Here is a 26,063-nt window from a genome sequence, read left to right on the forward strand (position 1 = left end):
ATTCGTATCATGATATCAGAATCTATTTTAAATTCTTATGGCAAATCAATATCGCAGCGTTAAAACGCTTATTGGCAGATATGTTCACTATATTGCAACCGAATAAAACACGATAAAGTTGAGATAACTCTTGACTGCGCATAGAATTTTAAACATAAGTGATAAATGCGAAGGAGGGTTGTAAATGGCAAATTCTAATAATAAGCAATCTAGCGGACTGGTATTAAAAGCATTTGGAGTGGCTAAAAAGCTCAGTGCTACTGGATTTGAACTGGCACAACATGTTGCACCAGGATCAATTGCGAAATTGACGCAACAACCTGATCCACAAAAAATTATTGACATAACTTTAGATGAGAGAAAAATGACTGAACAAAAAAAGTACGAAACCCCTCAACAATTATTTCGTGATCATGTCCCTCAAGTTTCTCAAAAAATTTTTGGTCGTCATTACAGTAAATTAAATAATGTTGCTTCTTTTATCTCTCCGGACTTAAACAACAAAGTTGCAGATTATTTTTTTGATAAATTGAATGATTTTGTTTCTGAGTTAAGTTCAGTTGAGCATGTATTAAAGGAAGTTGGTGCAAAAAGCTTGGATGAACTTAAATCAAGCCCTGATCGTGCGAATCGTATCGGTGAAGCATTAGCCAATCAAAATAAGTTGATTGCAGCGGTTCAGGGGGCAGTGTCTGGTGCGACAGGCGTAGTTGGTACGGCCATCGATATTCCTTTCTCGTTGGCATTTACGTTGCGTAGTATTTACCAAGAAGGGCGCGCGCACGGTTTTGAACTTAATCATCGTCAAGAGCAAGAGATCGTTGAGTATGTATTCAAACAAGTCGATTTAGGTGTTATTGCGGAAAAGCAAACACTTTTAGTGGCATTAAGAACAGTCGCAAATTTATTGGAAACACAAGATACTCATCAGCTACAAACCCTATTGGGCTCTAGTAACGACTTCACGGCTTTAAAAAATTGGCTGAGTAATCCTGAAGGTGGTTATAAATGGAATTGGTTGAATCAGATTCCTCAAATTTCAATTTTATCTAAATTAGCACCTGTGGCTGGTGCTGGTATTGGTGCAGTATATAGCTGGCGTTTGGTGGAAGAGGCTCATACTAAAGCTAGAGCTGTTTTTTCAGGAGCACAGCAGTACATTCTCCAACATCCAGATGAGCAGGTATCTGTTCAGGAGGCCTTTGAGCGCGGTACAGAATTATTAAAGCAATCTTCACTCGCATTGAATTCCGCAGTGTCAATCAATAATGAGTTAGTGGTTGAGGTTGAAGAGTTTGCAAAAAAACTTGAAGGAGAAGAGTCTATTCAAGTTGATGAGTCTGCAGTTCATAATGATTCAATTTCAGCAATTAAAATTGAAGCAAAATCTACCGAGTCTGAAAAAGAAGAAGTGGTCAGTGTTGAGGATGGTCTTAAGGCCTTAGCTGAAAAACATGTGGAATTGGCTTCTAATGAAAGTGTTCAAGACGCTGATAAAGACCAGCCTCAAGGCGAACCTATTGTGCAGGTAAAAGCGCCCCCTAAGCGTCGTAATTCAAAAAAGAAAGACGAAGCAGCAAACTCACTACCTACGTCACAGAAAAAACAATAAATTTAGTTATGAATGGTTGATCAAATCATTCTGAAAATTTCGTTGTAAGCACACAATGGTCAATATTTGATGTCATGTTGAATGTTGACCATTTTTACTTCTTGGCTTACAATTGCATGCCCTCAAAAAGTAGTATTTTTTGGGGCTTTTTATTAACGGGAGAATTGCCACATGGCAACAACAAATCAGTTGATCCGTAAGGGTCGTACGACTTTGATTGAAAAATCAAAAGTTCCTGCGTTGAAGGCTTGTCCACAACGTCGTGGTGTTTGTACACGTGTTTACACAACTACACCTAAAAAACCTAACTCAGCAATGCGTAAAGTTTGCCGTGTTCGCTTAACTTCAGGTTTTGAAGTATCTAGCTATATCGGTGGTGAAGGCCATAACCTACAAGAGCACAGTGTTGTTCTTATCCGTGGTGGTCGTGTTAAAGACTTACCAGGTGTACGTTACCATACCGTTCGTGGTTCTTTAGACTGTGCTGGTGTTAAAGATCGTAACCAGTCTCGTTCTAAATACGGTACTAAGCGTCCTAAGAAATAATCTAACTAGATCATTTTCTTAAACGTATAGAACTGCAATCCTTTATCGTCTCGCTTGTCTGATTTCTGCATTTAATTTTGTGAAATTCAAGCGACGTGTAGTAAGGCCAGCGAATAGTACATGACACTTTGTACTGCTGCTGGATAAACCTGAAGTGTCATATTTATAGGTAGTATTAAAATGCCAAGACGTCGCGTAGTCGCTGCTCGTGAAATCCTTCCGGATCCTAAGTTCGGCAGCCAAACAATCGCTAAGTTCATGAACCACGTAATGCAAGATGGTAAAAAATCTATTGCTGAAAGTATCGTTTACGGTGCTTTAGACCGCGTTCAAGAAAAATCTAAAGTAGACCCAGTTGAATTTTTCGAGACTACTCTTGAAAAAGTTCGTCCTATGGTCGAAGTAAAAGCACGCCGTGTTGGTGGTGCTACATACCAAGTTCCTATGGAAGTACGCCCATCCCGTCGTACTGCTCTAGCGATGCGTTGGTTAGTAGATGCTGCTGCTAAGCGTTCTGAAAAAACTATGGCGTTACGCCTTGCTGGTGAGTTGCTTGACGCAGCTGAAGGTAAAGGTTCAGCGATCAAGAAACGTGAAGATGTGCATCGTATGGCTGAAGCCAACAAAGCCTTCTCTCACTACCGTTTCTAAGCGGATAAAACAGCCCCTATTCAGGAGGGTGGTAAGTCGGGTTTCACTGATTTGTCATCGAATCGCTTTAAGCTGCTCAGCAGCTTAAAGCGTCCTGTTTTAAACAACAAAATTTAGGAATGCAAGAAATCATGGCTCGTCAAACCCCAATTTCTCGTTACCGTAACATTGGTATCTCAGCACACATTGATGCTGGTAAAACAACGACTTCTGAACGTATTTTGTTCTACACAGGTGAGAGCCACAAACTAGGTGAAACTCACGAAGGTTCAGCAACAACTGACTGGATGGAACAAGAGCAAGAACGTGGTATTACTATTACTTCAGCAGCAGTAACTTGCTTCTGGAAAGGTATGGGTAACCAGTTCGAACAACACCGTATTAACGTAATTGACACACCGGGACACGTTGACTTCACGATCGAAGTTGAGCGTTCTATGCGTGTTCTTGACGGCGCGTGCATGGTTTACTGTGCTGTAGGTGGTGTACAACCTCAGTCAGAAACTGTATGGCGTCAAGCAAATAAATATAAAGTACCTCGTATTGCGTTCGTTAACAAAATGGACCGCACTGGTGCAAACTTCTTCCGTGCTGTTGAACAAGTAAAAACACGTCTTGGTGGTAATCCAGTGCCAATCGTGATTCCTGTTGGCGCAGAAGAAAACTTCCAAGGTGTAGTAGACCTTATCGAAATGAAAGCGATTATCTGGGATGAAGCATCTCAAGGTATGAAGTTTGAATACGGTGAAATTCCTGCTGACCTTGTTGAGCTTGCTCAAGAATGGCGTACGAACATGGTTGAAGCTGCTGCAGAAGCATCAGAAGAACTCATGGATAAGTACCTAGAAGAAGGTGATTTGACTAAAGAAGAAATCATCGGTGGTCTTCGTGCACGTACATTGTTGAATGAAATTCAACCAATGCTTTGTGGTTCAGCGTTCAAAAACAAAGGTGTTCAACGTATGTTGGATGCTGTTATTGAATTCTTACCAGCACCTACTGACGTTGAAGCAATTAAAGGTATCTTAGACGACAAAGATGAGACAGAAGGTTCTCGTGAAGCGTCTGATGAAGCACCGTTTGCTGCGCTTGCGTTCAAAATTATGAACGACAAATTCGTTGGTAACTTGACATTCGTTCGTGTTTACTCAGGTGTTCTAAAAGCTGGTAGTGCAGTTTATAACCCTGTTAAATCTAAACGTGAACGTGTTGGTCGTATTGTACAGATGCACGCTAATGACCGTCATGACATCGAAGAAATTCGTGCGGGCGATATCGCGGCATGTGTAGGTCTTAAAGATACGACTACAGGTGATACACTTTGTGATGAAAACAACGTGATCACATTGGAGCGTATGGAATTCCCAGAGCCAGTAATTGCACTTGCAGTTGAACCTAAAACTAAAGCTGACCAAGAAAAAATGTCAGTTGCTTTGGGCCGCTTGGCGAAAGAAGATCCATCATTCCGCGTTCGTACTGATGAAGAATCTGGTCAGACTATTATTGCTGGTATGGGTGAGCTTCACCTTGACATCATCGTTGACCGTATGAAGCGTGAATTCGGTGTTGAAGCGAACATTGGTAAACCAATGGTTGCTTACCGCGAAACGATTAAAAAATCTGTTGAGCAAGAAGGTAAGTTTGTTCGTCAAACTGGTGGTAAAGGTAAATTCGGTCACGTATATGTACGTTTAGAGCCAATGGATCCTGAAGCTGGTAAAGACTACGAGTTCGCTGAAGAAGTTGTTGGTGGTGTTGTACCTAAAGAATTCTTTGGTGCTGTAGACAAAGGTATTCAAGAACGTATGAAGAATGGTGTCCTAGCTGGTTACCCAGTTGTTGGCATCAAAGCGACATTGTTCGATGGTTCTTACCATGATGTCGACTCTGACGAATTATCGTTCAAAATGGCGGGTTCTTACGCATTCCGTGATGGTTTCATGAAAGCAGATCCTGTTCTTCTTGAACCTATCATGAAAGTTGAAGTAGAAACTCCAGAAGACTACATGGGCGATATCATGGGTGACTTAAACCGTCGTCGTGGTATGGTTCAAGGTATGGACGATTTACCTGGCGGTACTAAAGCAATCCGTGCTGAAGTTCCACTTTCTGAGATGTTCGGTTACGCAACACACATGCGTTCTATGTCTCAAGGTCGTGCGACTTACTCTATGGAATTTGCTAAATATGCTGAAACTCCACGTAACGTGGCTGAAGGCATCATTGCTAAGTTCCAAGCTGGTGGTAAAAAAGGTGACGACGAGTAATCTTTCGATTACTATAAGCCCAACTAATTCATAGTTTAAAACCAAGTGCTCATGGAGTGATCCTCCATGAGTAGTTTAAAAAGGAAGATCTCATGGCTAAGGCTAAGTTTGAACGTAATAAGCCACACGTTAACGTGGGCACAATCGGTCACGTTGACCACGGTAAAACAACTTTAACTGCTGCTATCGCAACTGTATGTGCGAAGAAATTCGGTGGTGAAGCTAAAGACTACGCTGCAATCGACTCTGCACCAGAAGAAAAAGCACGTGGTATTACAATTAATACATCACACGTAGAATACGATTCTCCAACTCGTCACTACGCTCACGTAGACTGCCCGGGCCACGCCGATTATGTTAAAAACATGATTACTGGTGCTGCTCAAATGGACGGCGCGATCCTTGTATGTGCTGCGACTGATGGTCCAATGCCACAAACTCGTGAACACATCCTTCTTTCTCGCCAAGTAGGTGTTCCATACATCGTTGTATTCTTAAACAAATGTGACCTTGTAGACGACGAAGAGCTTCTTGAGCTAGTTGAAATGGAAGTTCGTGAACTTCTTTCTACTTATGACTTCCCAGGTGATGACACTCCAGTTATCCGTGGTTCTGCTCTTGCTGCACTTAACGGTGAGGCTGGTCAGTTCGGTGAAGATGCAGTTGTTGCTCTTGTTGAAGCGCTTGACACTTACATCCCAGAGCCAGAGCGTGCTATTGATAAAGCATTCTTAATGCCAATCGAAGACGTATTCTCTATTTCTGGTCGTGGTACAGTAGTAACTGGCCGTGTAGAAGCTGGTATCGTGAAAGTAGGCGAAGAAGTTGAAATCGTAGGTATCAAAGACACAGTTAAAACTACAGTAACTGGCGTTGAAATGTTCCGTAAACTTCTAGACGAAGGTCGTGCGGGCGAGAACTGTGGTATCTTATTACGTGGTACTAAGCGTGAAGACGTACAACGTGGTCAAGTACTTTCTAAACCAGGTGCGATCAAGCCACACACTAAATTCGATGCAGAAGTATACGTACTTTCTAAAGAAGAAGGTGGTCGTCACACTCCATTCCTTAACGGTTACCGTCCACAGTTCTACTTCCGTACAACTGACGTAACTGGCGCGATTCAATTGCAAGAAGGCGTTGAAATGGTTATGCCTGGTGACAACGTAGAAATGTCAGTAGAATTAATCCACCCAATCGCAATGGACCCAGGTCTACGTTTTGCGATCCGTGAAGGTGGTCGTACAGTTGGTGCTGGTGTTGTTGCTAAAGTAACTGCATAAGTATTGATTGTGTGAAAAAACGCCCCATTGGGGCGTTTTTTATGTAATCTAAAAATTGTTAGACAATAAGAATTGTAAGCTGTCCTTAACTGATAATGATGTGACCTATAAGGCATTTATCATAAAAATAATAAATCACTAAGATGAAGTAATGAAAAGAATCATAAAACTAGATTTGGATAGATCCCGAATAGGAGTCCAGCAATGAATGCTAAAGTAAATATTACAAATCGTGCCGGTGCATCATTTCCAGTACGTCGTATGCAATTTGATTTTGATCACGTACCAGAATATTGGATGAATGGTTCAGCAGGATTAACTCATTTCATGACAGCGTTATCTGCATTATTTCCTGCAGGTGAAAAATTCTTTATCGATTCAGTGCGTGCAGTTCGCCAACATCCAGCCATTAAAGATAATGAAGATCTCCAAAAAGAGATTTCAGCATTTATTGGTCAGGAAGCAATGCATACACATGAGCATGCTGGCTTTAATGCATCAGCACAAAAATTTGGACATGATGTTGCTGCACTTGAAAAAGCCACAGATACGGTCATTCAAACTTTTCGTAAGTCAGCTAGCACCGTTATGAAACCATTTGGTATTTCACAAGAAATGATCGATCTGATGGGAACGACTGCGCTAGAACATTTTACAGCAACCATTGCCTCAGAATTATTGCGTAACGAACATATTCAAGCATTAATGACTGATGAAACAATGGCGACGATGTGGGCTTGGCATGCCATTGAAGAAAATGAGCATAAGGCTGTTGCATATGATGTATTTGAAGGTGTGTTCGGTAAAGGAATCAAATCTTATCTTGCTCGAACATCTTCTTTAGTGGCAGCAATGGTTGTGCTATTCATGGTGCAGACTTATTTTGTAGCGCGTTTATTGAAAGACGATAAACAGTTAAATATTGCATCTTTGAAAGATATCTATACCTATGGATATAGTCCATCTAAAGGCATTATTTCTGGTATGGGTAAGGAAATGTTGGCTTATTTTAAACCAGGCTTCCATCCGAATGATTTGGATACCGTGGGTTTATTGGCAACATGGAAAGTAAAACTCGGTTTTTAAGTATTTACTTTTGTGCATTCGGGCAGCGTAAGCTGCCTTTTTTTATTTCATTTATTTTCGAACTTTCTATAATGTACTCACTTAAAAAATGTAATGTAGTGATTATGATTCGACCGATGCTGACATCAGATGTTGAGGTGGTATATGAAATTGAAAGTTTGGGGCAAACGCATCCTTGGACAAAAAAACAATTTTTAGAAGCGGTTGATTCATATCAATCTACAGTGATTGAATACCAGAATCGTGTTGTTGGTTTCTGTATTTTACAGCCTGTATTGGATGAAGCGAATTTGCTGTTGATGGCAGTTCATCCGAAGATGCGTGGAAAAGGGTTGGGATATCAATTGCTTGCAGCTTCAATGGCTCAACTCAATAATGATCCTGTACAAATCTTTTTAGAGGTCCGAGAAAGTAATAAGGCTGCGATTGCGCTATATGAGAAATCCGGATTTCATCAAATTGATATGCGTAAAAACTATTATCCAACATTAGATGGTGGAAAAGAGCATGCCATCATTATGGTAAAGGCATGCAGTGATAATTTTGCAGATTTATTCAAGTGACAAAATTCAATACCTTACTTTACAATAAAGTTATTCCATTCAGAGGGAAGTGTCGTCATCAGCATATGACCTAATTGATCGATTTCTTCGTTGCTGAGCATTTTATTAACACGTCGCCATTGACCATCCAGTAATAATTCAAAAGGCGCATATTGGGACTTATAGTTCATTTTGAATGAATGGGGTACCCAATATCCTAAATATACAAACTCTTGATTGTGCTGCTTTACATATTCAATTTGCTTAAGGACTGCAAAAACACCTAAAGAACGTTTGGATTCATCTGGATCAAAAAATGTATAGACGGCGGATACTCCATCATCTAATACATCGCAGGTTGAGACACAAATGAGTCGATTATCTTTCCAAAGTTCTATAAAGAAACTATTGCTACAACTGTGAATCAAAAACTTCTCGAATTGATCATAGCTAGGGGGGAACATATCTCCATCTGAATGACGCTCATTGATGTAACGTTCATAGAGTTGATAGTGTAAATCAGTAGCATCTTGAGTTTGGGTTATTCTAACTTCTAAGTCTTGATTACGTTTCCAAGCTTTCTTTTGTTGACTGTTCATTTTAAAATCATAAACAGGTACACGACATGAAAGGCATTGTCGACACAAATGACATTCAGGTCGATAGACAAAATCTCCGCTTCTTCGAAATCCTACACGAGACAATTCTGATAAAGTTACAACGTCGATTTTATGAGCAGGATCTAAAAAGACCATCCGTGCTGATTTCTCGGGAAGATAACTGCAGTCATGCGGTGGTGTAATGTAATACTGCAGTTCATTTAATAGGGACTGGGGTTGATAAGAATTCATATTGTCCCTCCTATTTCTCAATCCATGAGTCGTTGATCAAATGCTATTGTTTTACTTGAAAATACACCGTCTTTATACTTTTGCCAATCAATCTGAGGCTGTTTTATCACATCTTGTAACGAATTAAGGTAGTCTTGGCGAGAAATTGTGCAAGCACCTAAGCTCATGAGATGATCATTCACCAATTGACAGTCAACCCAGGGTGCCTGGTTTTCAAGGCTGATCAACATGAGGGTATAAAAAGCCATTTTTGAAACATCAGTCTCTCGACTAAACATGGATTCACCAAAAATACCCTGACCTATAGAGACACCATACAGCCCGCCGACAATCGAATTTTCTCTGCGTACTTCGACACTATATGCATAGCCTGACTCAAATAATGAACAGTAACCCTGAATGATATCTTCATTAATCCATGTTTCATTGGCATAACTTCGTGGTAATGAGCAAGAACGTATCACATGTTCAAAATCACGGTTAATGGTAATCGTATAATCATGTTTTTTCATGTTACGAATGAGTGATTTACTTGGATGGTATGACGAAGGGTAGATAATGCAGCGAGGTTCTGGACTCCACCAGCAGATCGGCTCACCTTTGGAAAACCAAGGAAATAAACCATGTGTATAAGCTTCAAATAATGTAGAAGGGGAGAGGTCAGCACCTATACAGATTAGTCCTTGACCTTCGGGATCGGATTCAATTGGATTAGGGAAAATAAATTCAGAAGGAGGGAGCATAGGGATTAAGTTCTAAAAATAATAATGAAAAACCGAAGATAAAAATGTTTAAAATGATTATGCCAAGTTGAAAGAATAAAAAAACCACCCGAAGGTGGTTTTTTGGGTTTTTAAATAAATATTAGTTGTCTAAATATTTCTCAGCGTCTAAAGCAGCCATACAACCTGAACCTGCTGATGTAATTGCTTGGCGGTAGATATTGTCTGCAACATCACCTGCAGCAAATACGCCTTCAACAGAAGTCGCAGTTGCATTACCACGTGTACCACTTTGAACTTGGATATAACCATCACGTAGTTCAAGCTGACCTTCAAACATTGCAGTATTAGGTTTGTGACCTATAGCGACGAACAATCCAGTCACTTCAACGTTTTGTGTTGTAGTATCAGTTGTAGATTTCAAACGAACACTAGTAACGCCATCTTGAGGGTTACCAAGTACTTCTTCAACTTCATGGTTCCAGATGATGCTGATTTTGCCTTCTTTCTCTTTTGCAAAAAGATGATCTTGAAGGATTTTTTCAGAACGTAATTTATCGCGACGATGTACAAGTGTTACATGTGAAGCAATGTTTGATAAATAAAGCGCTTCTTCAACCGCAGTGTTACCACCACCGACAACCATGACTTTTTGATTTTTATAGAAGAAACCATCACAAGTTGCACACGCACTCACACCTTGACCCATATAAGCAGCTTCGGATTCTAATCCTAAGTATTGAGCCGTAGCGCCTGTTGCAATGATCAAAGCATCACACGTGTATTCTTCCATATCACCTTTTAAAACGAATGGACGTACATTTAAGTCAACTTCGTTAATGTGATCGTAAACCAATTCAGTACCAAAACGTTCTGCGTGAGCTTGCATACGCTCCATTAAAGCAGGACCTGTTAAGCCTTCAGGATCACCTGGCCAGTTATCAACTTCTGTAGTTGTGGTGAGCTGACCACCCAATTGCATACCAGCGATCAAAGTTGGTTTTAAATTTGCTCGTGCAGCATATACAGCTGCGCTATAACCTGCAGGACCAGAACCTAAAATAATCAATCTTGAGTGACGAGCGCTCATGTATAAGCATCCTTTTAATTTGATATATCGATTTACTGAAAATTATACGTGAAACTTCACCACAGTTGTGTGGAATGAATGTGGATTATATTGATCAACTAAATCGAATTGAGCTATATAGTTAAAAGTGTTAACAAGGAAACCTTAGAAAGCTGCACCTTTTTTTAATGAACAGGTGCATAATAGTAAGTTTTCTATAATGAAGAAATTGTTCCATTTCAACATTAGAACATTAATGAATAATCGTTTACAGGACAGTATATGACTGCGGTGTCGAGTGTATATGCACAGCGCTTAGTTTTAACATTCTTCTTAATATCATTTGGTATTTATCTGTTTTTAGCAACAGTGACTTATACGCCATTTGATCCGGGTTGGATGCATATTTCGAGTGATACTCAACAAGTTTCAAATGCAAGTGGTGTCGCAGGTGCTTGGATTGCAGATCTCTTATTTGGATTTCTGGGCTGGGCAAGTTTACTGATCCCAATTTATTTATTCATTGAAGCGATTCAAGTGTGGTGGCCAAGAAGTTTTTTGAGTCGTCCATTTCGTTTTGCTGCTCAATTTTTCATTCTACTTACCGTCGCGAGTTTGTTTTATTTACTTTGGTCAGTGCCTGCAGATACGCTTGCTAACGCTTCAGGTGGAATCATTGGTTACGAATTGGGTGAGAGTTTAAAACAGCTTTTGACGATTTATGGCGCCGTTTTTTTTCTGATCGTACTTAGCATCGTTCTAATCACACTGGCTTTTGGTATTCAGTGGAACAAGACATGGTCTACTTTGAAGGCGACACCCGCTTATTTGCAAGATTTATTCTATAAAAATGTACCTGAGACTGAATCAGCTTATGATTTGACGACTCAGCCAAAAGCGAAAAAAGAAATTGAACCTCCTGTAAAAGATTCAGCTCCAGTCCCTCATCAAGCTGAGCTCAATGATGTCAGTCATTTAGAAGAAATAGATCAATTACAAGCGCGTCATGAACGTACTGCTGAAAAACTATTTGAAGATATGCGTTTCCAAGAGTCTCAACAAAATCATCGTTTTGATGAAGATGATGAGGCAGAGCTCGAGCGTACCATCGCGAAAGCGCATGAGTTAGAGCGTGAGAGTCAACGTATTGTTCCAACGGGTGAAGTTTGGAAAGCCTTGCATAGCGATGAAGATCATAAAAGAGAAATTGATGAGCTTTTGCGCGCAGCAGAGGAGGATCAGCTTGATCAACGTACTTCAGAAATTAATGAATTAAGTAAAAACGTTCGAGTAGAGCAGCGCTCAACTGTTCAAGATACTGCTTTGGACTGGAATGATGATCAAATCTTTGATGAATTGCTTGAAGTTGTTCCACAAGGACAGCACGCCAAAGATATTCATACTCCTTTTCATCATCAAACAAATCCTTCAGGTCAATCTGCTGATGATCAAAATACAGCATCCCTAATCCAAAATACCTCAGCTATTGGTGCAAGTGCTGTATACGCAAGTCAATCGAGCGCAGCGGCGGAAGCGATCACTAAAGCAGATCTGTTAGCTTCTGAGCTTGATGGTCTTGCATCACTTGCGGATGAAGCAGAAGCTTTGTCTAATCCAGAGGTCAAGCGTCCAAATTTGGTGACGCCAAATATTAAATTTATGACTTCACCTAAGTCAGATACAGTCGCAGAATATGAATCAGAGCAAGACACTATTGCCCCATCACCACAAAACATTGTTGAGCAAGAGGGATCATCAATTCCTGTTACTAAAGTGAGTGATGAGGAAAAACAACGTATATCTTCAGATAAAGATGCTTTTAGAGAAGCTTGGCAAGAAACGGTAGGTAAGCCTGAAGTTGAAGAGGATGAGTTTGATTTCGATGCGCCATTAACAGATGCTGCTGGTCGTCCAATGTCTCGTGCAATGCAAGTTGCGGAGCGCCGTAAAGATTTATCACCACTTCCTGGTTTGGATTTACTTGATGAAGTAGACCCAAACAAAAAAGTAAACTTCACTGCAGAACAATTATCAAGATTATCAGAACTGTTAGAAATTAAATTACAAGAATTTAATGTCAAAGCGAAAGTGATTGAAGCTCAACCGGGTCCAGTCGTGACCAGATTTGAACTGGATCTTGCGCCTGGTGTGAAAGCCTCGAAAGTAACTAATATTTCTCGTGACTTAGCACGATCAATGTCGATGGCATCAGTACGTGTTGTTGAGGTGATCCCTGGAAAACCTTACATTGGCATTGAAGTTCCGAATAGTACACGTGAGATGGTGCGCCTGATTGAATTGGTACAAATTCCAAAATTTAAGGATCCAGATGGAATCTTATCCATGGCCATGGGTAAAGACATTTCTGGTAACCCAGTCATTACTGAGTTGGGCAAGGCACCACATATGTTGGTTGCGGGTACCACAGGTTCAGGTAAATCTGTTGCTGTAAACTCGATGATTCTATCGATGCTTTTAAAATATACGCCAGATCAATTGCGCCTTATTTTGATTGATCCTAAACAACTTGAATTGGCGAACTATAACGATATTCCGCATTTACTCACGCCTGTTGTGACTGACATGAAAGATGCAGTCAGTGCTTTAAATTGGTGTGTGAATGAGATGGAGCGTCGTTATAAGCTGATGTCGTTCTTAAAAATACGTAAATTGAGTGACTATAACCGTAAAGTTGAAGAAGCAATTGCCAATGGTGAAGATCTATTTGATCCAACTTGGAAAGCCAGTGAGTCAGTTGCTGGAGAACGTGCACCTAGACTTACACCATTGCCTTCGATTGTGATTGTTGCAGATGAATTCGCAGATATGATCATGCAGGTGGGTAAGAAAGCGGAAGAAATGATCACTCGTTTAGCTCAAAAATCACGTGCTGCTGGCATTCATTTATTACTTGCGACACAGCGTCCATCCGTCGATGTAATCACGGGCTTAATTAAGGCGAATATACCGACGCGTGTTGCGCTACGTGTAAACTCTAAAATTGACTCGCGTACGATTTTGGATGCGGGTGGTGCAGAAGATTTGCTTGGACATGGTGATATGCTGTTCTTAGGACCAGGTAAAATTGAGCCTGAGCGTGTGCATGGTGCATTTATTGCCGATGACGAAGTGAACCGTATTTGTGATGCATGGCGTGAGCGTGGTGCACCAAACTATGTGGATGAAATTCTCACCCCATTTGATGAAGAGCCAGCATCACGTGGCTTTGAGGATGGTGATGGTGCTTCTGACCGTGACGCACTTTATGATCAATGTGTTGCTTTTGTTTTAGAAACCCGCAAAGCATCCACTTCATCTTTACAGCGTAAGTTTAGTCTGGGTTATAATCGTGCCGCACGTATTATTGACCAAATGGAAGAAAACGGTATCGTGAGTGCAATGGGCGCAAATGGTAAACGTGAAATTTTAGTTTAACGAAGACTGACTCAGAAAAAGCAACCATAGGTTGCTTTTTTTTATTTAACTCAAAAAAGTGTTGTTTTTGGGGGTAGTCCATTGGCTGGCAAATGTGATCAGTTCACTCACAGAGTGAACATTCAAGCTTTGATAAACTGACTTGACACAATCTTTAAATACCGCAGGGCTAATGGATAATTTTTGTAAAATTTCACTTTTATTCATGCCTGTAATTAACGAAAAAGCCACTTGGCATTCTCGGGGGGATAGATCAAGTGCTTCTAGTTTTTTTAAAATAATGAGGGAGCGTGGTAATGAGCGCTTTAAGTATAAGGCGATATTTGTATCGGTTGTATTTTGACTACTTAACCATTCAGCACGAAGGGTTAATATTCCATTAGGAATGGTCAAACTAAGCTTGGGGATTTGTTGCCCATATTTAAGCTCATTGATGACTTGATAGCATGATTTTGGCAACGCTTTATATGGTTCCCAAAATTCATAATGTATCGGGAAGAGATTCAGTAAATCCTTTGCAGCATCAGTCATCATGACTAAATCATTTTGAGAATTCACGATTAACAACGCTTGATCTGATTCAATTACATCGTCGCCATCCTCCATTTGATTGTTAAGCGCATATTCGATATAGACACCAGCTTGTTCTAATAAACGATGATCTTGTAATTGGAAGGGGTGTGACATACGCCTATAGAGGGTAATACCTCCTGCAGGAATATGATTGCGTTCTAATCTTAAATCTAGTGTATGGTGAAGACCGCTTTGGCGCACAATCATCTGGTAGGTTAAGCTATGAAAATACGGATCATCTGGGCGTAAAAGATTTCCGACTTTGGGTAACATAGGGCAGTTGAGCCAGCGGATATGGCTTTCGGTTTTTAAGTTTAAGAATAATTCAGTATTTTCTTGCACATACCTCATCGACCGAGGGTTAAGATTTTTGTAATACAGTATATAAGGTTCACCATTTGGATAGGTCAGTGCCATACCGTAGGCATCATGTGGAATCAAAAAATTCAAATAGTCAAAAATACTGGGCGCAATGGTAAGGAGCGGAAGTTGAGTACAGCAAAGATTTCTCAGGCGATGGAGGGTGCCGAGCCTTGTTCGATCACTTTTACGAAAACCTATTGAATTCATCTTCGATTGAACTGTTTTGATTATAACAAATTCAAATTATAGATTTTTTTAAAAAAATTGAGATAAAAAAGTAAATATTAATCATTTTTTCACAAAAATATTTTTTTCATCCCCCCTTAAAGGGGGGCTTCTAGATTATCAGCTTTATGGTTTGATTTTCCTCATTATAAAAGGTCTTTCTTGCAAACTATGGAAAACCTGCAAGTGACATGACCATGTCAAAAACTAAGGGGAATTACATGAACCATATATACCGAGTTATCCGTAATCGTAATGGAAAATTAGTCGTAACAGGGGAACTTGGACGTACACGTTTTACACAATCTTTAAAAAATATTGGAATGACGACAGGTTATCTGATTTTAATTGGGGCATTAACCGCAATGACGAGTCAGGTGCAAGCTGATGAATGTGAGGGTTCAACAGGCACAGCGACGAATTCAGACACTACATCTTTCATCTGTGGTGAAAATAACTCAGTGGTTGCACCGAACAGTGTGGTTATGGGACAAAGCAATAACGTCAATATTGGGATGAATCATACTGTTTTTGGTTTGAATAATACGGTGACACCAAACGCTGTAACGACAACGCAAAATAATGTGGTCATTGGAAATCAAAACACAACGCATCATACAAGTAATATTGCCATTGGTAATAATCAAGTGGTTAAGGGGGAAGGGAGTATTGCGATCGGTAGTTCAAATACTGCTGAAGGGGGTATCTCTATAGGTATTTCAAATTTAAACTCGTCTGTAAAATCTGTTGTTGTTGGTATGAATAATATTCACGACGTCAACACTAATGGCTCGATGATTTTTGGTGGATTTAATGAGGTTGGTGCGACGAGTTCTCATATATTTGCCTCCAACAGTAATGTGCAAGGTCACACTAATGTGGCTGTCGGTGGTTCTATTATTATTCGACCAGGACCAAATTATACATCCGTAAGAGAGTCAGTCGCGATTGGTGAGCTGAGTCAGGTTTATGCGAGCAACTCTGTTGCTTTAGGAAGTGCATCGGTTGCAGATCGAGAGAATGTTATTTCAGTCGGTAGTGATCAATTAAAACGCCGAATCATGAACTTAGCATGGGGATTAGATACTCATGATGCTATTAATGTTGATCAATTGACAGCCAGTTTACAAAGAATTCTGGGTACTGGGGTGACTATGTTTCAGGGGAGTGTGATGCCCCTTTCATTTGAAATGCAAGGCTCTACATACCAAAACGTAAATCAAACAATTAGAGGGATTGATATTGAATTTACAGCGTTAAAAGACCGAGTGTCTGCACTCGAAAATAATGGTGTTGGTGGTGAAACAGGTACAGGTACCACTGGACCAGCTGGACCAAGTGCGTACGAGGTTGCTGTGAGTAATGGATTTGAGGGCTCTGAAACAGATTGGCTTACATCATTAAAAGGTGAAAAAGGCGATAAGGGAGATAAAGGTGATCAAGGTCCACAAGGGTTGAAAGGTGACAAAGGGGATCAAGGTATACCAGGTGCAAGCGGTGGACCTGGTGGCGGTGTAGGACCACAAGGTGATAGTGCTTACCAAGTGGCGGTGAATAATGGATTTGTAGGAACAGAGCAAGATTGGCTGACGTCACTCAAAGGAGATAAAGGTAACCAAGGTCCTCAAGGATTGAAAGGTGATAAGGGAGATCAAGGTGATCAAGGACTTCAAGGCTTAAAAGGCGACAAGGGCGATAAAGGTGATCAAGGACTTCAAGGCTTAAAAGGTGACAAAGGTGACAAAGGTGACAAAGGTGATCAAGGTTTTAGTGCTTTTGAGATTGCTGTACAAAATGGCTTTAATGGCACCGAACAACAGTGGCTAACGTCTTTGGCTAGTGGTGGAACTGTCGCAATATCTGTTGGAACAAATCCTAGTGAAAATGCAATATTACCAAATGCAACAGGTGAAGATGCTCTTGCAATCGGAAGTTCATCAGTAGCATCGGGTCGTGAGAGTATTGTCATTGGGGCTGAATCACAAGTCGCTGGTGAACATGCAACAGCTTTAGGAAATCACAATACGGTTACGGGTGAAAATACGCATTCAGTTGGTAATTTCAACAATATTTCAGGAAATAGTACTGTAGCTCTTGGGAATAATATAACGTCTGACGCAAATAATGCTGTTCTTTTAGGAAATGCTTCGTCTACCGATCGGGACAATACGGTTTCAGTGGGTTCCTCTACGCAACAGCGCCAAATTGTTAATGTGGCAGCAGGTACAGCGGATACCGACGCAGTCAATGTAAAACAAATGCGTCAAGCAGATCAGCAAGTTTTGAGCGATGCACAGGAATATACGAATATACGAACCAATGAAATATTGAATCAGGCCAATGAGTATACTAGTCGACGTGTAAATGCTTTAGAACAGAGTTTTGCCGATGAACGACGTGACACTCGAGCAGCTATTGCAGCGTCTTTGGCTGTCGCTTCATTACCCCAGCCAACTTATGCTGGTGCAAGTATGTTCAGTGCAGCTGCTGGTACATGGGATGGTGAGCAAGGTATTGCCATTGGATTTAGTGGGGTTTCTGAAACGAATCGCTTTGTCTATAAAGCATCTGGAACCGCAAGTTCACAAGGTGATGTTGGTGGTGCTATTGCATTGGGTTGGCAATGGAAATAATCTAAGTTTCACCCAAACGTATAAGTAACCTTAATACGAAACTATTTTTTAACAGGTATAAGATAGATTTAAATCAAAAAAGCCTGCTCAAGCAGGCTTTTTTATCTGTTTTTAGGCAAATTTTGCTAAAACAGCAAGGAATTCTGCACTTTGGCGTGGGAATTCTGCGATCACATCATGAATACGTTTGCCTTCAGGATTTTGAGCGTTAAGATCTCGACCATCTGCTATAAATTTAGTGAGTAAACGCTCATAGTCATTAGCACGCATATGTTTAAAAGCATGATAGAGAACATGAAAATCAGCGTTTACACCTTCAGGAGGTAACTGATTTAAATAGGCAAAAACACGCTCGTCTGACCATTCTTCATTGAACGTGGCTGGCTGTGATAATGCCATCACAATCTCCTTGGTATTTTTAATCAATAAAAAAGGGCAAAATATGAGACTAGATGAGCGAAGCACTGCTTTGTCTAGTCGCAAGACTTGAAGCTCTGCTTCAAGTGGGCGGAATATAGCTAATAGCCTATTTCTGCCACTCTCATATTTTGCCCTGATTCAATTTGCTTGACTAATCAAAAATCAGATTAACGTTCTTCAGGCAAATTGATATTCATTTCTAGCATTTCGATATTTGCTTCTGAGCGAACCGACATTTGTATATGCTGTTCATCTACACCACGCACATAACGATTCACAACTTGCATGATTTCTTTTTTCATTAAATCAATTTTATCTTGGCTTAAACGCTTACCTAGACCATTTTCAGATGCCACGATAACTTTTAAGCGATCTTTAGCTGTTTGTGCACTTGATGGTTTGTCATCACTACTAAAAAGTTTACTCCAGAATCCTGCCATCTTTATGCTCCAAATAAACGTGCTAACCAGCCTTTCGGCTTCACAGAGATGTGACGATATGGACGTTCTTCACCAAGGAAGCGTGCAACAAGATCGTCATAAGCTTGTCCAGCTGCTTCTTCAGTATAAAGAATAACAGGCTTACCTTCATTCGAAGCTTGTAACACGCTTTTACATTCAGGAATTACACCGAGCGTTGGCACGCGAAGGATATCTTTAGAAATATCATCGACTGTTAACATTTCTTGCTTATCAGCACGTTCAGGGTTGAAGCGTGTGATACAAAGATGCTTACGAATACGACCTTCGTTATTTTCTACTTTCTTCGTTTTACTGTCCAACATACCAATAATACGGTCGGAATCTCGGACAGATGAAATTTCAGGGTTCGTTACAATGATTGCTTCATCAGCATGGTACATTGCTAAAATCGCACCACGTTCAATACCTGCAGGAGAGTCACAAATGATGTAGTCGAACTCTTGAGAAAGTTCGTCCATAACACGTGCAACACCTTCATCGGTTAACGCATCTTTATCACGGGTTTGTGATGCAGGTAAAATATATAGATTTTCGATTTCTTTATCGCGAATAAGTGCTTGTTGTAATCTCGCTTCGTTATTTAATACATTCACAAAATCATAAACAACACGACGCTCACAACCCATGATAAGGTCGAGGTTACGTAAACCTACGTCAAAATCGATTACAACAGTTTTGTGGCCACGAAGGGCTAAACCTGTTGCAAAAGATGCACTGGTAGTTGTTTTACCTACGCCACCTTTACCTGATGTTACGACAACAATTTTCGCCACCGAATCCACTCCTGTTATGTTTATCCCCAATACTATAGGGGTTCTCATGTTTAGTTATACATTAAAATTCGAGTGCTTCAAAGACAAGCTCTTGAGCATCATTTAAATAGATATGTACTGACTTTTTTAGCATATGTGGTGGAATATCATCTGCAACACAATATGTTCCTGCGATAGATACTAATTCAGCTTCTAAAACATGACAGAAAATTCGTGCTGCTGTATTGCCACCGGCGCCGGCGATGACTCTACCACGAGCAGAGCCATAAATATGTATATTTCCTGAAGCGATGATTTCAGAGCCACTATTAATTCCAGCAGTTAAAATAATATCGCCGTGATCTTGTACCAGACATTGTCCTGTTCTAAGCACTTCATCGTGATACGAAGTTTTATGTGTGGTTGCAGGAGCTATGTGTGTTGGAGCCTTCTCAGCTTCAGGGGTATTTGCTGGGGCTTCTACCACTTGTTCTTTTGTTGCTTTGATGCGCTGCAAAGGACGATCAGCCGCAAGAACTGGGAATTGGATCGCACGTGCTTCATCACCCATTAAACCATCAACGACAGCCATTGGCTGTAACCCTAAACTGATGACCAATTGAATGAGTCCAATGAGTTCTTGTTCAACGGTTGTGTCTAGAATGACAAGCGCACCTTCATAAGAGGTTTCACTCATCATGGCACTTAATTGTTGGCGGATAACATTATGATCATTGGTGTCAAAGGTAATTCGGGTAAAATTCACCATTCTACCGGTAATCCGAATATCTGCCATATTCATTCCTTGCTTGCTTCGCGCTTTATAATCGAAGTAAAAATTGTTAATTGTGCAAATGCTAGTTCAATTCTCAAGAATTCTCTAGCGGATATATTAAATTAATAGAGAAATGATCATTCCTTGACTTGATTGTTTTTTGATAACTCTATTTGCCATTGTTTTACTGCCACCTGTTTTCTTAAAGACTCAAGACTTTCATAAACGACAGATTCAACGAGGTGTTCTAATGCATGATTATCAATATTGAGCTGGCTAATTTTTTCAGCAATGAGTTGATAATGCGCATTCGGTTTATCAATGGTTCCAGAAATAAAAGGTTCAACTAAACCGTCGGTAATATTTTCACCTAATCGTTGACCAATGTTGTGGATTTGCTGTTCTATACGACCACCCACCAATGGAATCAGCTTTAAGAGCTGTGTTAGCTCTGGTGTGTCTTCAATTGCTTTAATGACAATGTGACCAACCCCTTGCGAGATATTATCTTTTTGAAGTTTTAATTCGGTTGCTAAAGATTCTTGTAAGACTTGCGCTAATGTCGTGGCAAACATGTCTCGATGGTGATTCACCAGATCATGAATTATTTTTTTATGGGTTGAGCTAGTGTCTAACTCTTTTTTTACACTATCAATGACAGTAATCACCACACGATCAGAGAGCTCTTCCATGATCACGTTATAGTAAAAATTAAGACGTCTGAACCATTTATTAGGTATGACTTTATAGCCTAGCTCATGCAGTCTATAGGCAATCACTCCGACGCGAATTAAACGTAAAAAGCGAAGGTAAGGGATAATAGCTAATATTTCATACCAATGAATGAAGGGAAAGAAAAACCAACGCTGATGATGTTTATTGACGATTGCAATCAGCCATCTTACAGCGAGTTCAACAATTAAAAATGTGATAAACCAACTTTCAGTAATGATGACCCATGGGTGAAGCTCGGATTTATAAAACTCCAGAATTTGAGGTAATTGAACCGTGTCAAATACCCATGAGCCAAAATTACTCATTAAAAATGCATTGGCACATAGACAAAACAAATTGACTAAAATAATGAGCATCATAAAGATGTCATAAATCAGGAACATCTTCCAAAATAACGTGTCATGACGCTGTGGACGGAAAGTTTTTCGAGAATTAGTCATGCGATCTGTCATATGCAATACATTCTGAGGACAGCTTAATTTACAGATTCAGCTTGAAGCTGTTGTTTTAACTGTGTAATTAACTGATCTTTTTCTGTCCAAAGCTCATCAACCCATTTTTGGAAACGAGCGCGATAGTCGGCATCATCCTCATAATTGCCGCCATGCACCCAAGCAGGAATTTCAATTTTTCTTAAATTGACGGCAATTTGAGAAACTTCTCCTAACCAAAAATCTCCATAACCTGGCACACCATCTGGATAGACAATGGTCATATCGACTAGCGCATCAATTTCACTTCCTAGAATATTTAGGGCAAGTGCTAAACCACCTGCTTTGGGCTTGAGTAAATTTTTATATGGAGATTTTTGTTGAGCATGTTTTTCGGGCGTATAGCGCGTACCTTCTAAATAATTTAATAAGGTAAAAGGTTGGCTGAGCAGTTGTTCACACGATTTACGCGCTTCTTCCATATCACGATATTTCAGCGCAGGATTTTTTTCGATTTGCGCTTTGGTATGACGTTTCATCATAGGAAAACCAAGGATCTTGAATGCTTGCCCAACAAAAGGAATAAAAATGAGTTCCCATTTCGTAAAAAAACGTGTGAGCGGCATACGTTTAAGACCAAAATACTGAGTAACAGTTGTATCCACCCAGCTTTGGTGATTACAGGTCATGATGTAACGACCTAGTAGATTGAGATCTAGATCTTCATCAATCGTAATGTGCCATTTAAGCTCAGGGAGAACTTTTTCAATGAGCCAGTTATTCGTACCAATCCAACCATTGGCGATATTGATATTGGTTTCATCGATTTTTGATGATTTTTTTACGAGTTTAGTCAAACCTAATGCAAGAATAGGTGGGCCACGAAAAAATGTACTTCCTGTGATTACAGAACCTACGGTTAAACCCTTAGAAATTTTTTTTAAAATAGGTTGTTTCTGCTTCTCTGCTGCCATTGCACAGTCCTAAAAAGTGATTGCATGTGATTGAAATTTTTAAAACACTATAAATCGAGTCGCTCAAATCACAAAGCCCGTTTTCTTAACTATGTATAAAATATGATGAAGCATTAACGAAAGATGCTACAAAAGATTACATATTGTTAATAAACTGTTTATTATTAACAAAATAGTAATGGTTAAATTGTTTCTAACAAATCATTATTCATCACATACAAAAACATATAAAAGGAGTCATCCCATGCGTGCATTAGCTATTTCAGCTGCAGTGGTTGGGGCAATGGTACTTTCTGGTTGTCAAACAACTGGTAACAATATTGGTGGCGTCGAGTATGACAAAACTGCATTGGGTGCTTTAATTGGTGCAGCAGCTGGTTACGGTGTTTCTAAAGGTAATGCGAACACTAGCCGTCAAAATAACCGTGCAGCAGCCATTGGTGCTGTATTAGGTGGTGCTGCAGGCGTATATCTCGACAATAAAGAGAAAAAATTACGCCAAGCAACTGCTGGTACAGGTATTGATGTAAACCGTAATCCAGATGGCTCTATTAACTTAGTAATGCCAGGTGCTATCACGTTTGATACAAATAAATCAAATATCAAGCCAAACTTCTATGACACTTTAAACCGTGTTGCACAAGTTTTAACTGAAGACAACAAGAGCGGTATCCTTGTAACTGGTTATACTGATAGTTCAGGTAATGATGCGATTAACATCCCATTGTCACAAGCACGTGCTCAATCTGTTGCTAGCTATTTAGCATCTAAGGGTGTTTCTACAGCACGTATTAATGCTCAAGGTTTAGGTTCTTCAAACCCAATTGCTGATAACACAACTGCAGCAGGTAAAGAACAAAACCGTCGTGTAGAGATTGCTGTTTACGCAGTTCAATAATACATGATCTTAAAAAAGCCACCTTCGGGTGGTTTTTTTATGTCTGAAATTTATTCAAATATACCTTCATTAAATTTAACGTTAGTCATATTCGAAGCAGATGACTATAATCGAGCGCTGAAGGAAAAGAGGAAAGAATATGTCATCAGCCAGTCATTTGAACGACAAGCAACTTGAAGCCATGAAATACACTCAAGGACCCTTGTTAGTACTTGCTGGGGCAGGCTCAGGTAAGACCTCTGTAATCACACAGAAAATTGCATATTTAGTCAAAAAATGCGGTATACCAGCACATCGTATTACGGCGATGACTTTTACCAACAAAGCTGCACGAGAGATGAAAGAGCGTGTCGGTAAATTGCTTGGTAAAGAGGATGGAAAGGGTTTATCTGTTTCTACCTTTCACACCTTTGGTTTGAATTTATTAAGACTAGAATTAAAACATACGCCACTTAAAGCAAACTTTTCCATTTTAGATGCTGATGACTGTAAGCGTATTTTAATGGATTTAATGCACCGAGATAATTTGTCTGGTGCAGAAAGTAAAGAGCTGATCGCAAAAGCGATGAAGATGATCTCAGATTGGAAAAACGATCTAATTTTGCCTGAGCAAGCACATACGACTTGTGAAACGGCTGAAGATGTTCAATTTGCGCATCTCTATCAACTTTATGAGCGTAATTTACGTGCCTATAATGCGGTCGATTTTGACGATTTAATCGTAATGCCGACACGCCTTCTTCAAGAAAATGCTGAAGTCCGTGATAAATGGCAAAACCGTGTACGTTATTTATTGGTTGATGAATATCAAGATACCAATACCGCCCAATATATCTTGGTCAAACTGCTTGTTGGTGTCATGGGACAATTTACGGCTGTAGGGGATGATGACCAATCAATTTATGCTTGGCGGGGGGCAAAGCCAGAAAACATGGCCTTATTGAAGGAAGATTTCCCCAATTTAAAAGTCATTAAGCTTGAGCAAAACTATCGTTCAACCAGTCGTATTTTAAAAGCTGCAAACCATGTGATTGAGAATAACCCACATATTTTTGATAAAAAATTGTGGAGTGATAAAGGACATGGTGAGGTGATCCGTATTATTACTTGTCGTAATGATGATGATGAAGCGGAACGTGTTGTTAAAGATTTGCTGACTCATAAATTGATGAATGGCAAAAATTGGAAAGATTACGCCGTGTTATACCGTGGAAATTTCCAAGCACGTGTTTTAGAAACACAACTTCGTCAGATGCAGATTCCTTACAAACTTTCTGGTGGTCAGTCGTTCTTTGGTCGTGCTGAAATCAAGGATATTATGAGCTATCTACGTCTCATTATTAATCCTGAAGATGACAGTGCTTTCTTACGGATTATCAACACACCTAAACGCGCCATAGGACCTGTGACTTTAGAAAAACTAGGTTTATTTGCGCAAGAGAATAATCTTTCTCTACTAGGTGCCGCGAATGATCAGCGCCTAAGTATGGTATTACCGAAGAAGGCGACATCTCAATTGGCTGAGTTTGCTGATTTTATCGAAGGTTTTACGCGTGAACTGTTAGATGATGATGAACCTGTGCCTAAAGTCCGCCAAATGATGGTTGAGGCAGGATATATCGACTACATCAAAGAAACGGCAGCGACGCCAGCACAAGAAAAAACTAAAATTGACAATATTGAAGTGCTTTATAGCAGTATTCAAAGTTTGATCAATCGTGCTGAAGATGTCGATGAAAAAAATATCGAAAGTGTCATTCGTAAGATGGTGTTGCTGGATATGTTGGAGCAACAGCAAGAAGATGAAGATATCGATAAAGTAAACTTACTGACTTTGCATGCTTCTAAAGGCCTGGAATTCCCATTCGTTTATATTATGGGGCTTGAGGAAGAGTTGCTTCCGCACAAGAATTCAATTGTGGCTGATACCATCGAAGAAGAACGTCGACTGATGTACGTTGGTATTACCCGTGCCAAACAAGGTCTGACTTTGACGCTTGCAGAACAGCGTAAAAATGGCGGTCAGATGAAACAAATGACACCAAGTCGCTTCTTGGATGAGTTGCCACAAGATGAAGTCGATTGGCTAGGTCGAAAAAAGAAATTGGCTGAAAATATCGATCCAAAATTACAGGCACAGCATTATCTGCAAAATCTGAAAGCTTTACTCAAACGTTAATTACATTTTAAAACAGGATTGAATATGAAAGTTCAAGTGAAAGTACTCGACCAACGACTTGGTCAAGAATGGCCATTACCTACTTATGCAACAACAGGATCGGCAGGTTTAGATTTACGTGCATGTGTAGATGAAGCGATCACTATTGAGCCTGGTCAGACTGTTTTAGTTAAAACAGGTATGGCAATTTATATCGAAGACCCAAGTTATGCGGGTTTGATTTTGCCTCGTTCTGGCTTAGGTCATAAACACGGGATTGTATTAGGAAATCTCGTCGGTCTAATTGATTCAGATTATCAAGGTGAATTAATGGTTTCAGTTTGGAACCGCAGTCAAAATGCATTTACATTAGAACCGGGTGAGCGATTGGCTCAATACGTATTGGTTCCTGTTTTACAAGCTGAATTTGATTTAGTTGACGAATTCAAGGCAAGTGAGCGAGGAGCTGGTGGATTCGGACACACTGGAAAACAATAGTATTTTGGATAAAAGCCTGTAAAATCAGGCTTTTATTTATATGTTGCAAAATATTAACAAAGATTATATAAATTGAAATTGG

At 39.9% G+C, this 26,063-nt stretch carries 22 protein-coding genes; 12 read left to right on the top strand and 10 right to left on the bottom strand.

Annotation, left to right across the window (positions count from 1 at the left end):
• Positions 1–184 precede the first annotated feature (184 nt).
• From AC1M85_RS03520 to rimI, 7 genes are all read left to right on the top strand, one after another.
• Positions 185–1,612: an EcsC family protein gene (locus AC1M85_RS03520; RefSeq protein ID WP_488213554.1), complete on the top strand. Its 1,428-nt coding sequence runs from the start codon at positions 185–187 to the stop codon at positions 1,610–1,612.
• A 171-nt stretch (positions 1,613–1,783) separates the two neighbouring features.
• Positions 1,784–2,158, top strand: a complete 375-nt coding sequence (gene rpsL / locus AC1M85_RS03525) for a 30S ribosomal protein S12 (protein ID WP_004648013.1) — start codon at positions 1,784–1,786, stop codon at positions 2,156–2,158.
• Between the two features lie 180 nt (positions 2,159–2,338).
• Positions 2,339–2,809 (top strand): 30S ribosomal protein S7, encoded by a 471-nt coding sequence (gene rpsG, locus AC1M85_RS03530; RefSeq protein ID WP_004648014.1) that lies wholly within the window; start codon positions 2,339–2,341, stop codon positions 2,807–2,809.
• Between the two features lie 131 nt (positions 2,810–2,940).
• Positions 2,941–5,076, top strand: coding sequence for an elongation factor G (fusA, locus tag AC1M85_RS03535; RefSeq protein ID WP_035268315.1), 2,136 nt, complete (start codon positions 2,941–2,943; stop codon positions 5,074–5,076).
• A gap of 92 nt (positions 5,077–5,168) precedes the next feature.
• Positions 5,169–6,359: an elongation factor Tu gene (gene tuf / locus AC1M85_RS03540; RefSeq protein WP_481592547.1), complete on the top strand. Its 1,191-nt coding sequence runs from the start codon at positions 5,169–5,171 to the stop codon at positions 6,357–6,359.
• Positions 6,360–6,563: 204 nt separating this feature from the next.
• The gene (locus AC1M85_RS03545; protein ID WP_481597976.1) at positions 6,564–7,445 is read left to right on the top strand and encodes a metal-dependent hydrolase; all 882 of its coding nucleotides are present in this window, start codon (positions 6,564–6,566) and stop codon (positions 7,443–7,445) included.
• A 104-nt stretch (positions 7,446–7,549) separates the two neighbouring features.
• Positions 7,550–8,008 carry a ribosomal protein S18-alanine N-acetyltransferase gene (rimI, locus tag AC1M85_RS03550; RefSeq protein ID WP_481597975.1) on the top strand — a complete coding sequence of 153 codons (459 nt, stop codon included), beginning with the start codon at positions 7,550–7,552 and terminating at the stop codon, positions 8,006–8,008.
• A gap of 14 nt (positions 8,009–8,022) precedes the next feature.
• Here the strand turns inward: rimI and AC1M85_RS03555 are convergent, their stop codons facing one another.
• The 3 genes from AC1M85_RS03555 to trxB all read right to left on the bottom strand — a co-directional run bounded on the left by AC1M85_RS03555 (position 8,023) and on the right by trxB (position 10,650).
• Positions 8,023–8,838, bottom strand: a complete 816-nt coding sequence (locus tag AC1M85_RS03555) for an arginyltransferase (protein ID WP_481610353.1) — start codon at positions 8,836–8,838, stop codon at positions 8,023–8,025.
• 17 nt (positions 8,839–8,855) lie between these two features.
• The gene (aat, locus tag AC1M85_RS03560; protein WP_488213846.1) at positions 8,856–9,587 is read right to left on the bottom strand and encodes a leucyl/phenylalanyl-tRNA--protein transferase; all 732 of its coding nucleotides are present in this window, start codon (positions 9,585–9,587) and stop codon (positions 8,856–8,858) included.
• A 115-nt stretch (positions 9,588–9,702) separates the two neighbouring features.
• Positions 9,703–10,650 (bottom strand): thioredoxin-disulfide reductase, encoded by a 948-nt coding sequence (trxB, locus tag AC1M85_RS03565; protein ID WP_035267378.1) that lies wholly within the window; start codon positions 10,648–10,650, stop codon positions 9,703–9,705.
• Between the two features lie 261 nt (positions 10,651–10,911).
• Between trxB and AC1M85_RS03570 the strand changes: the two genes are divergently transcribed.
• Positions 10,912–14,064 carry a DNA translocase FtsK 4TM domain-containing protein gene (locus tag AC1M85_RS03570; protein ID WP_488213555.1) on the top strand — a complete coding sequence of 1,051 codons (3,153 nt, stop codon included), beginning with the start codon at positions 10,912–10,914 and terminating at the stop codon, positions 14,062–14,064.
• 45 nt (positions 14,065–14,109) lie between these two features.
• Here AC1M85_RS03570 and AC1M85_RS03575 read toward each other — a convergent pair whose 3' ends face one another.
• Positions 14,110–14,979: a helix-turn-helix transcriptional regulator gene (locus AC1M85_RS03575; protein WP_035267383.1), complete on the bottom strand. Its 870-nt coding sequence runs from the start codon at positions 14,977–14,979 to the stop codon at positions 14,110–14,112.
• A 467-nt stretch (positions 14,980–15,446) separates the two neighbouring features.
• On the opposite strand from AC1M85_RS03575, the gene AC1M85_RS03580 reads away from it, so the two are divergent.
• Positions 15,447–17,858, top strand: a complete 2,412-nt coding sequence (locus AC1M85_RS03580; protein ID WP_488213556.1) for a YadA-like family protein — start codon at positions 15,447–15,449, stop codon at positions 17,856–17,858.
• A gap of 111 nt (positions 17,859–17,969) precedes the next feature.
• Here the strand turns inward: AC1M85_RS03580 and AC1M85_RS03585 are convergent, their stop codons facing one another.
• From AC1M85_RS03585 to yihG, 6 genes are all read right to left on the bottom strand, one after another.
• Positions 17,970–18,257, bottom strand: a complete 288-nt coding sequence (locus tag AC1M85_RS03585; protein ID WP_035267385.1) for a PA4642 family protein — start codon at positions 18,255–18,257, stop codon at positions 17,970–17,972.
• 188 nt (positions 18,258–18,445) lie between these two features.
• A complete protein-coding gene (minE, locus tag AC1M85_RS03590; protein WP_035267388.1) occupies positions 18,446–18,718 on the bottom strand; it encodes a cell division topological specificity factor MinE in 273 nt (90 codons plus the stop codon).
• Positions 18,719–18,720: 2 nt separating this feature from the next.
• Complete coding sequence (minD, locus tag AC1M85_RS03595; protein ID WP_035267390.1) at positions 18,721–19,533, bottom strand: septum site-determining protein MinD; 813 nt, start codon at positions 19,531–19,533, stop codon at positions 18,721–18,723.
• Between the two features lie 61 nt (positions 19,534–19,594).
• Positions 19,595–20,308, bottom strand: coding sequence for a septum site-determining protein MinC (gene minC, locus AC1M85_RS03600; RefSeq protein WP_180000266.1), 714 nt, complete (start codon positions 20,306–20,308; stop codon positions 19,595–19,597).
• Positions 20,309–20,424: 116 nt separating this feature from the next.
• On the bottom strand, positions 20,425–21,462 hold the full coding sequence (locus tag AC1M85_RS03605; protein ID WP_488213557.1) for a preprotein translocase subunit SecA: 1,038 nt from the start codon (positions 21,460–21,462) through the stop codon (positions 20,425–20,427).
• Positions 21,463–21,497: 35 nt separating this feature from the next.
• Positions 21,498–22,427: a 1-acylglycerol-3-phosphate O-acyltransferase, YihG family gene (gene yihG / locus AC1M85_RS03610; RefSeq protein ID WP_488213558.1), complete on the bottom strand. Its 930-nt coding sequence runs from the start codon at positions 22,425–22,427 to the stop codon at positions 21,498–21,500.
• A 244-nt stretch (positions 22,428–22,671) separates the two neighbouring features.
• Between yihG and AC1M85_RS03615 the strand changes: the two genes are divergently transcribed.
• From AC1M85_RS03615 to dut, 3 genes are all read left to right on the top strand, one after another.
• Positions 22,672–23,325 (top strand): YiaD family glycine zipper/OmpA-like lipoprotein, encoded by a 654-nt coding sequence (locus AC1M85_RS03615; RefSeq protein ID WP_092768184.1) that lies wholly within the window; start codon positions 22,672–22,674, stop codon positions 23,323–23,325.
• A gap of 139 nt (positions 23,326–23,464) precedes the next feature.
• Entirely contained in the window at positions 23,465–25,504 is a 2,040-nt protein-coding gene (locus AC1M85_RS03620; RefSeq protein WP_035267404.1) for a UvrD-helicase domain-containing protein, read from the top strand.
• A gap of 24 nt (positions 25,505–25,528) precedes the next feature.
• The gene (gene dut / locus AC1M85_RS03625) at positions 25,529–25,981 is read left to right on the top strand and encodes a dUTP diphosphatase (protein WP_035267418.1); all 453 of its coding nucleotides are present in this window, start codon (positions 25,529–25,531) and stop codon (positions 25,979–25,981) included.
• The last annotated feature ends 82 nt before the right edge of the window (positions 25,982–26,063 follow it).

This window comes from Acinetobacter sp. 24-47-64 (assembly GCF_057737055.1).

Excerpts from the sequence above, each read along its gene's own strand:
- trxB (WP_035267378.1), bottom strand. The coding sequence starts at position 10,650 with ATGAGCGCTCGTCACTCAAGATTGATTATTTTAGGTTCTGGTCCTGCA.
- AC1M85_RS03580 (WP_488213556.1), top strand. The coding sequence starts at position 15,447 with ATGAACCATATATACCGAGTTATCCGTAATCGTAATGGAAAATTAGTC.
- AC1M85_RS03520 (WP_488213554.1), top strand. The coding sequence starts at position 185 with ATGGCAAATTCTAATAATAAGCAATCTAGCGGACTGGTATTAAAAGCA.
- rpsL (WP_004648013.1), top strand. The coding sequence starts at position 1,784 with ATGGCAACAACAAATCAGTTGATCCGTAAGGGTCGTACGACTTTGATT.
- yihG (WP_488213558.1), bottom strand. The coding sequence starts at position 22,427 with ATGGCAGCAGAGAAGCAGAAACAACCTATTTTAAAAAAAATTTCTAAG.
- AC1M85_RS03620 (WP_035267404.1), top strand. The coding sequence starts at position 23,465 with ATGTCATCAGCCAGTCATTTGAACGACAAGCAACTTGAAGCCATGAAA.
- minC (WP_180000266.1), bottom strand. The coding sequence starts at position 20,308 with ATGGCAGATATTCGGATTACCGGTAGAATGGTGAATTTTACCCGAATT.
- fusA (WP_035268315.1), top strand. The coding sequence starts at position 2,941 with ATGGCTCGTCAAACCCCAATTTCTCGTTACCGTAACATTGGTATCTCA.
- AC1M85_RS03585 (WP_035267385.1), bottom strand. The coding sequence starts at position 18,257 with ATGGCATTATCACAGCCAGCCACGTTCAATGAAGAATGGTCAGACGAG.
- AC1M85_RS03555 (WP_481610353.1), bottom strand. The coding sequence starts at position 8,838 with ATGAATTCTTATCAACCCCAGTCCCTATTAAATGAACTGCAGTATTAC.
- AC1M85_RS03570 (WP_488213555.1), top strand. The coding sequence starts at position 10,912 with ATGACTGCGGTGTCGAGTGTATATGCACAGCGCTTAGTTTTAACATTC.
- rimI (WP_481597975.1), top strand. The coding sequence starts at position 7,550 with ATGATTCGACCGATGCTGACATCAGATGTTGAGGTGGTATATGAAATT.
- tuf (WP_481592547.1), top strand. The coding sequence starts at position 5,169 with ATGGCTAAGGCTAAGTTTGAACGTAATAAGCCACACGTTAACGTGGGC.
- AC1M85_RS03615 (WP_092768184.1), top strand. The coding sequence starts at position 22,672 with ATGCGTGCATTAGCTATTTCAGCTGCAGTGGTTGGGGCAATGGTACTT.
- minE (WP_035267388.1), bottom strand. The coding sequence starts at position 18,718 with ATGGCAGGATTCTGGAGTAAACTTTTTAGTAGTGATGACAAACCATCA.
- AC1M85_RS03545 (WP_481597976.1), top strand. The coding sequence starts at position 6,564 with ATGAATGCTAAAGTAAATATTACAAATCGTGCCGGTGCATCATTTCCA.
- rpsG (WP_004648014.1), top strand. The coding sequence starts at position 2,339 with ATGCCAAGACGTCGCGTAGTCGCTGCTCGTGAAATCCTTCCGGATCCT.
- AC1M85_RS03605 (WP_488213557.1), bottom strand. The coding sequence starts at position 21,462 with ATGACTAATTCTCGAAAAACTTTCCGTCCACAGCGTCATGACACGTTA.
- dut (WP_035267418.1), top strand. The coding sequence starts at position 25,529 with ATGAAAGTTCAAGTGAAAGTACTCGACCAACGACTTGGTCAAGAATGG.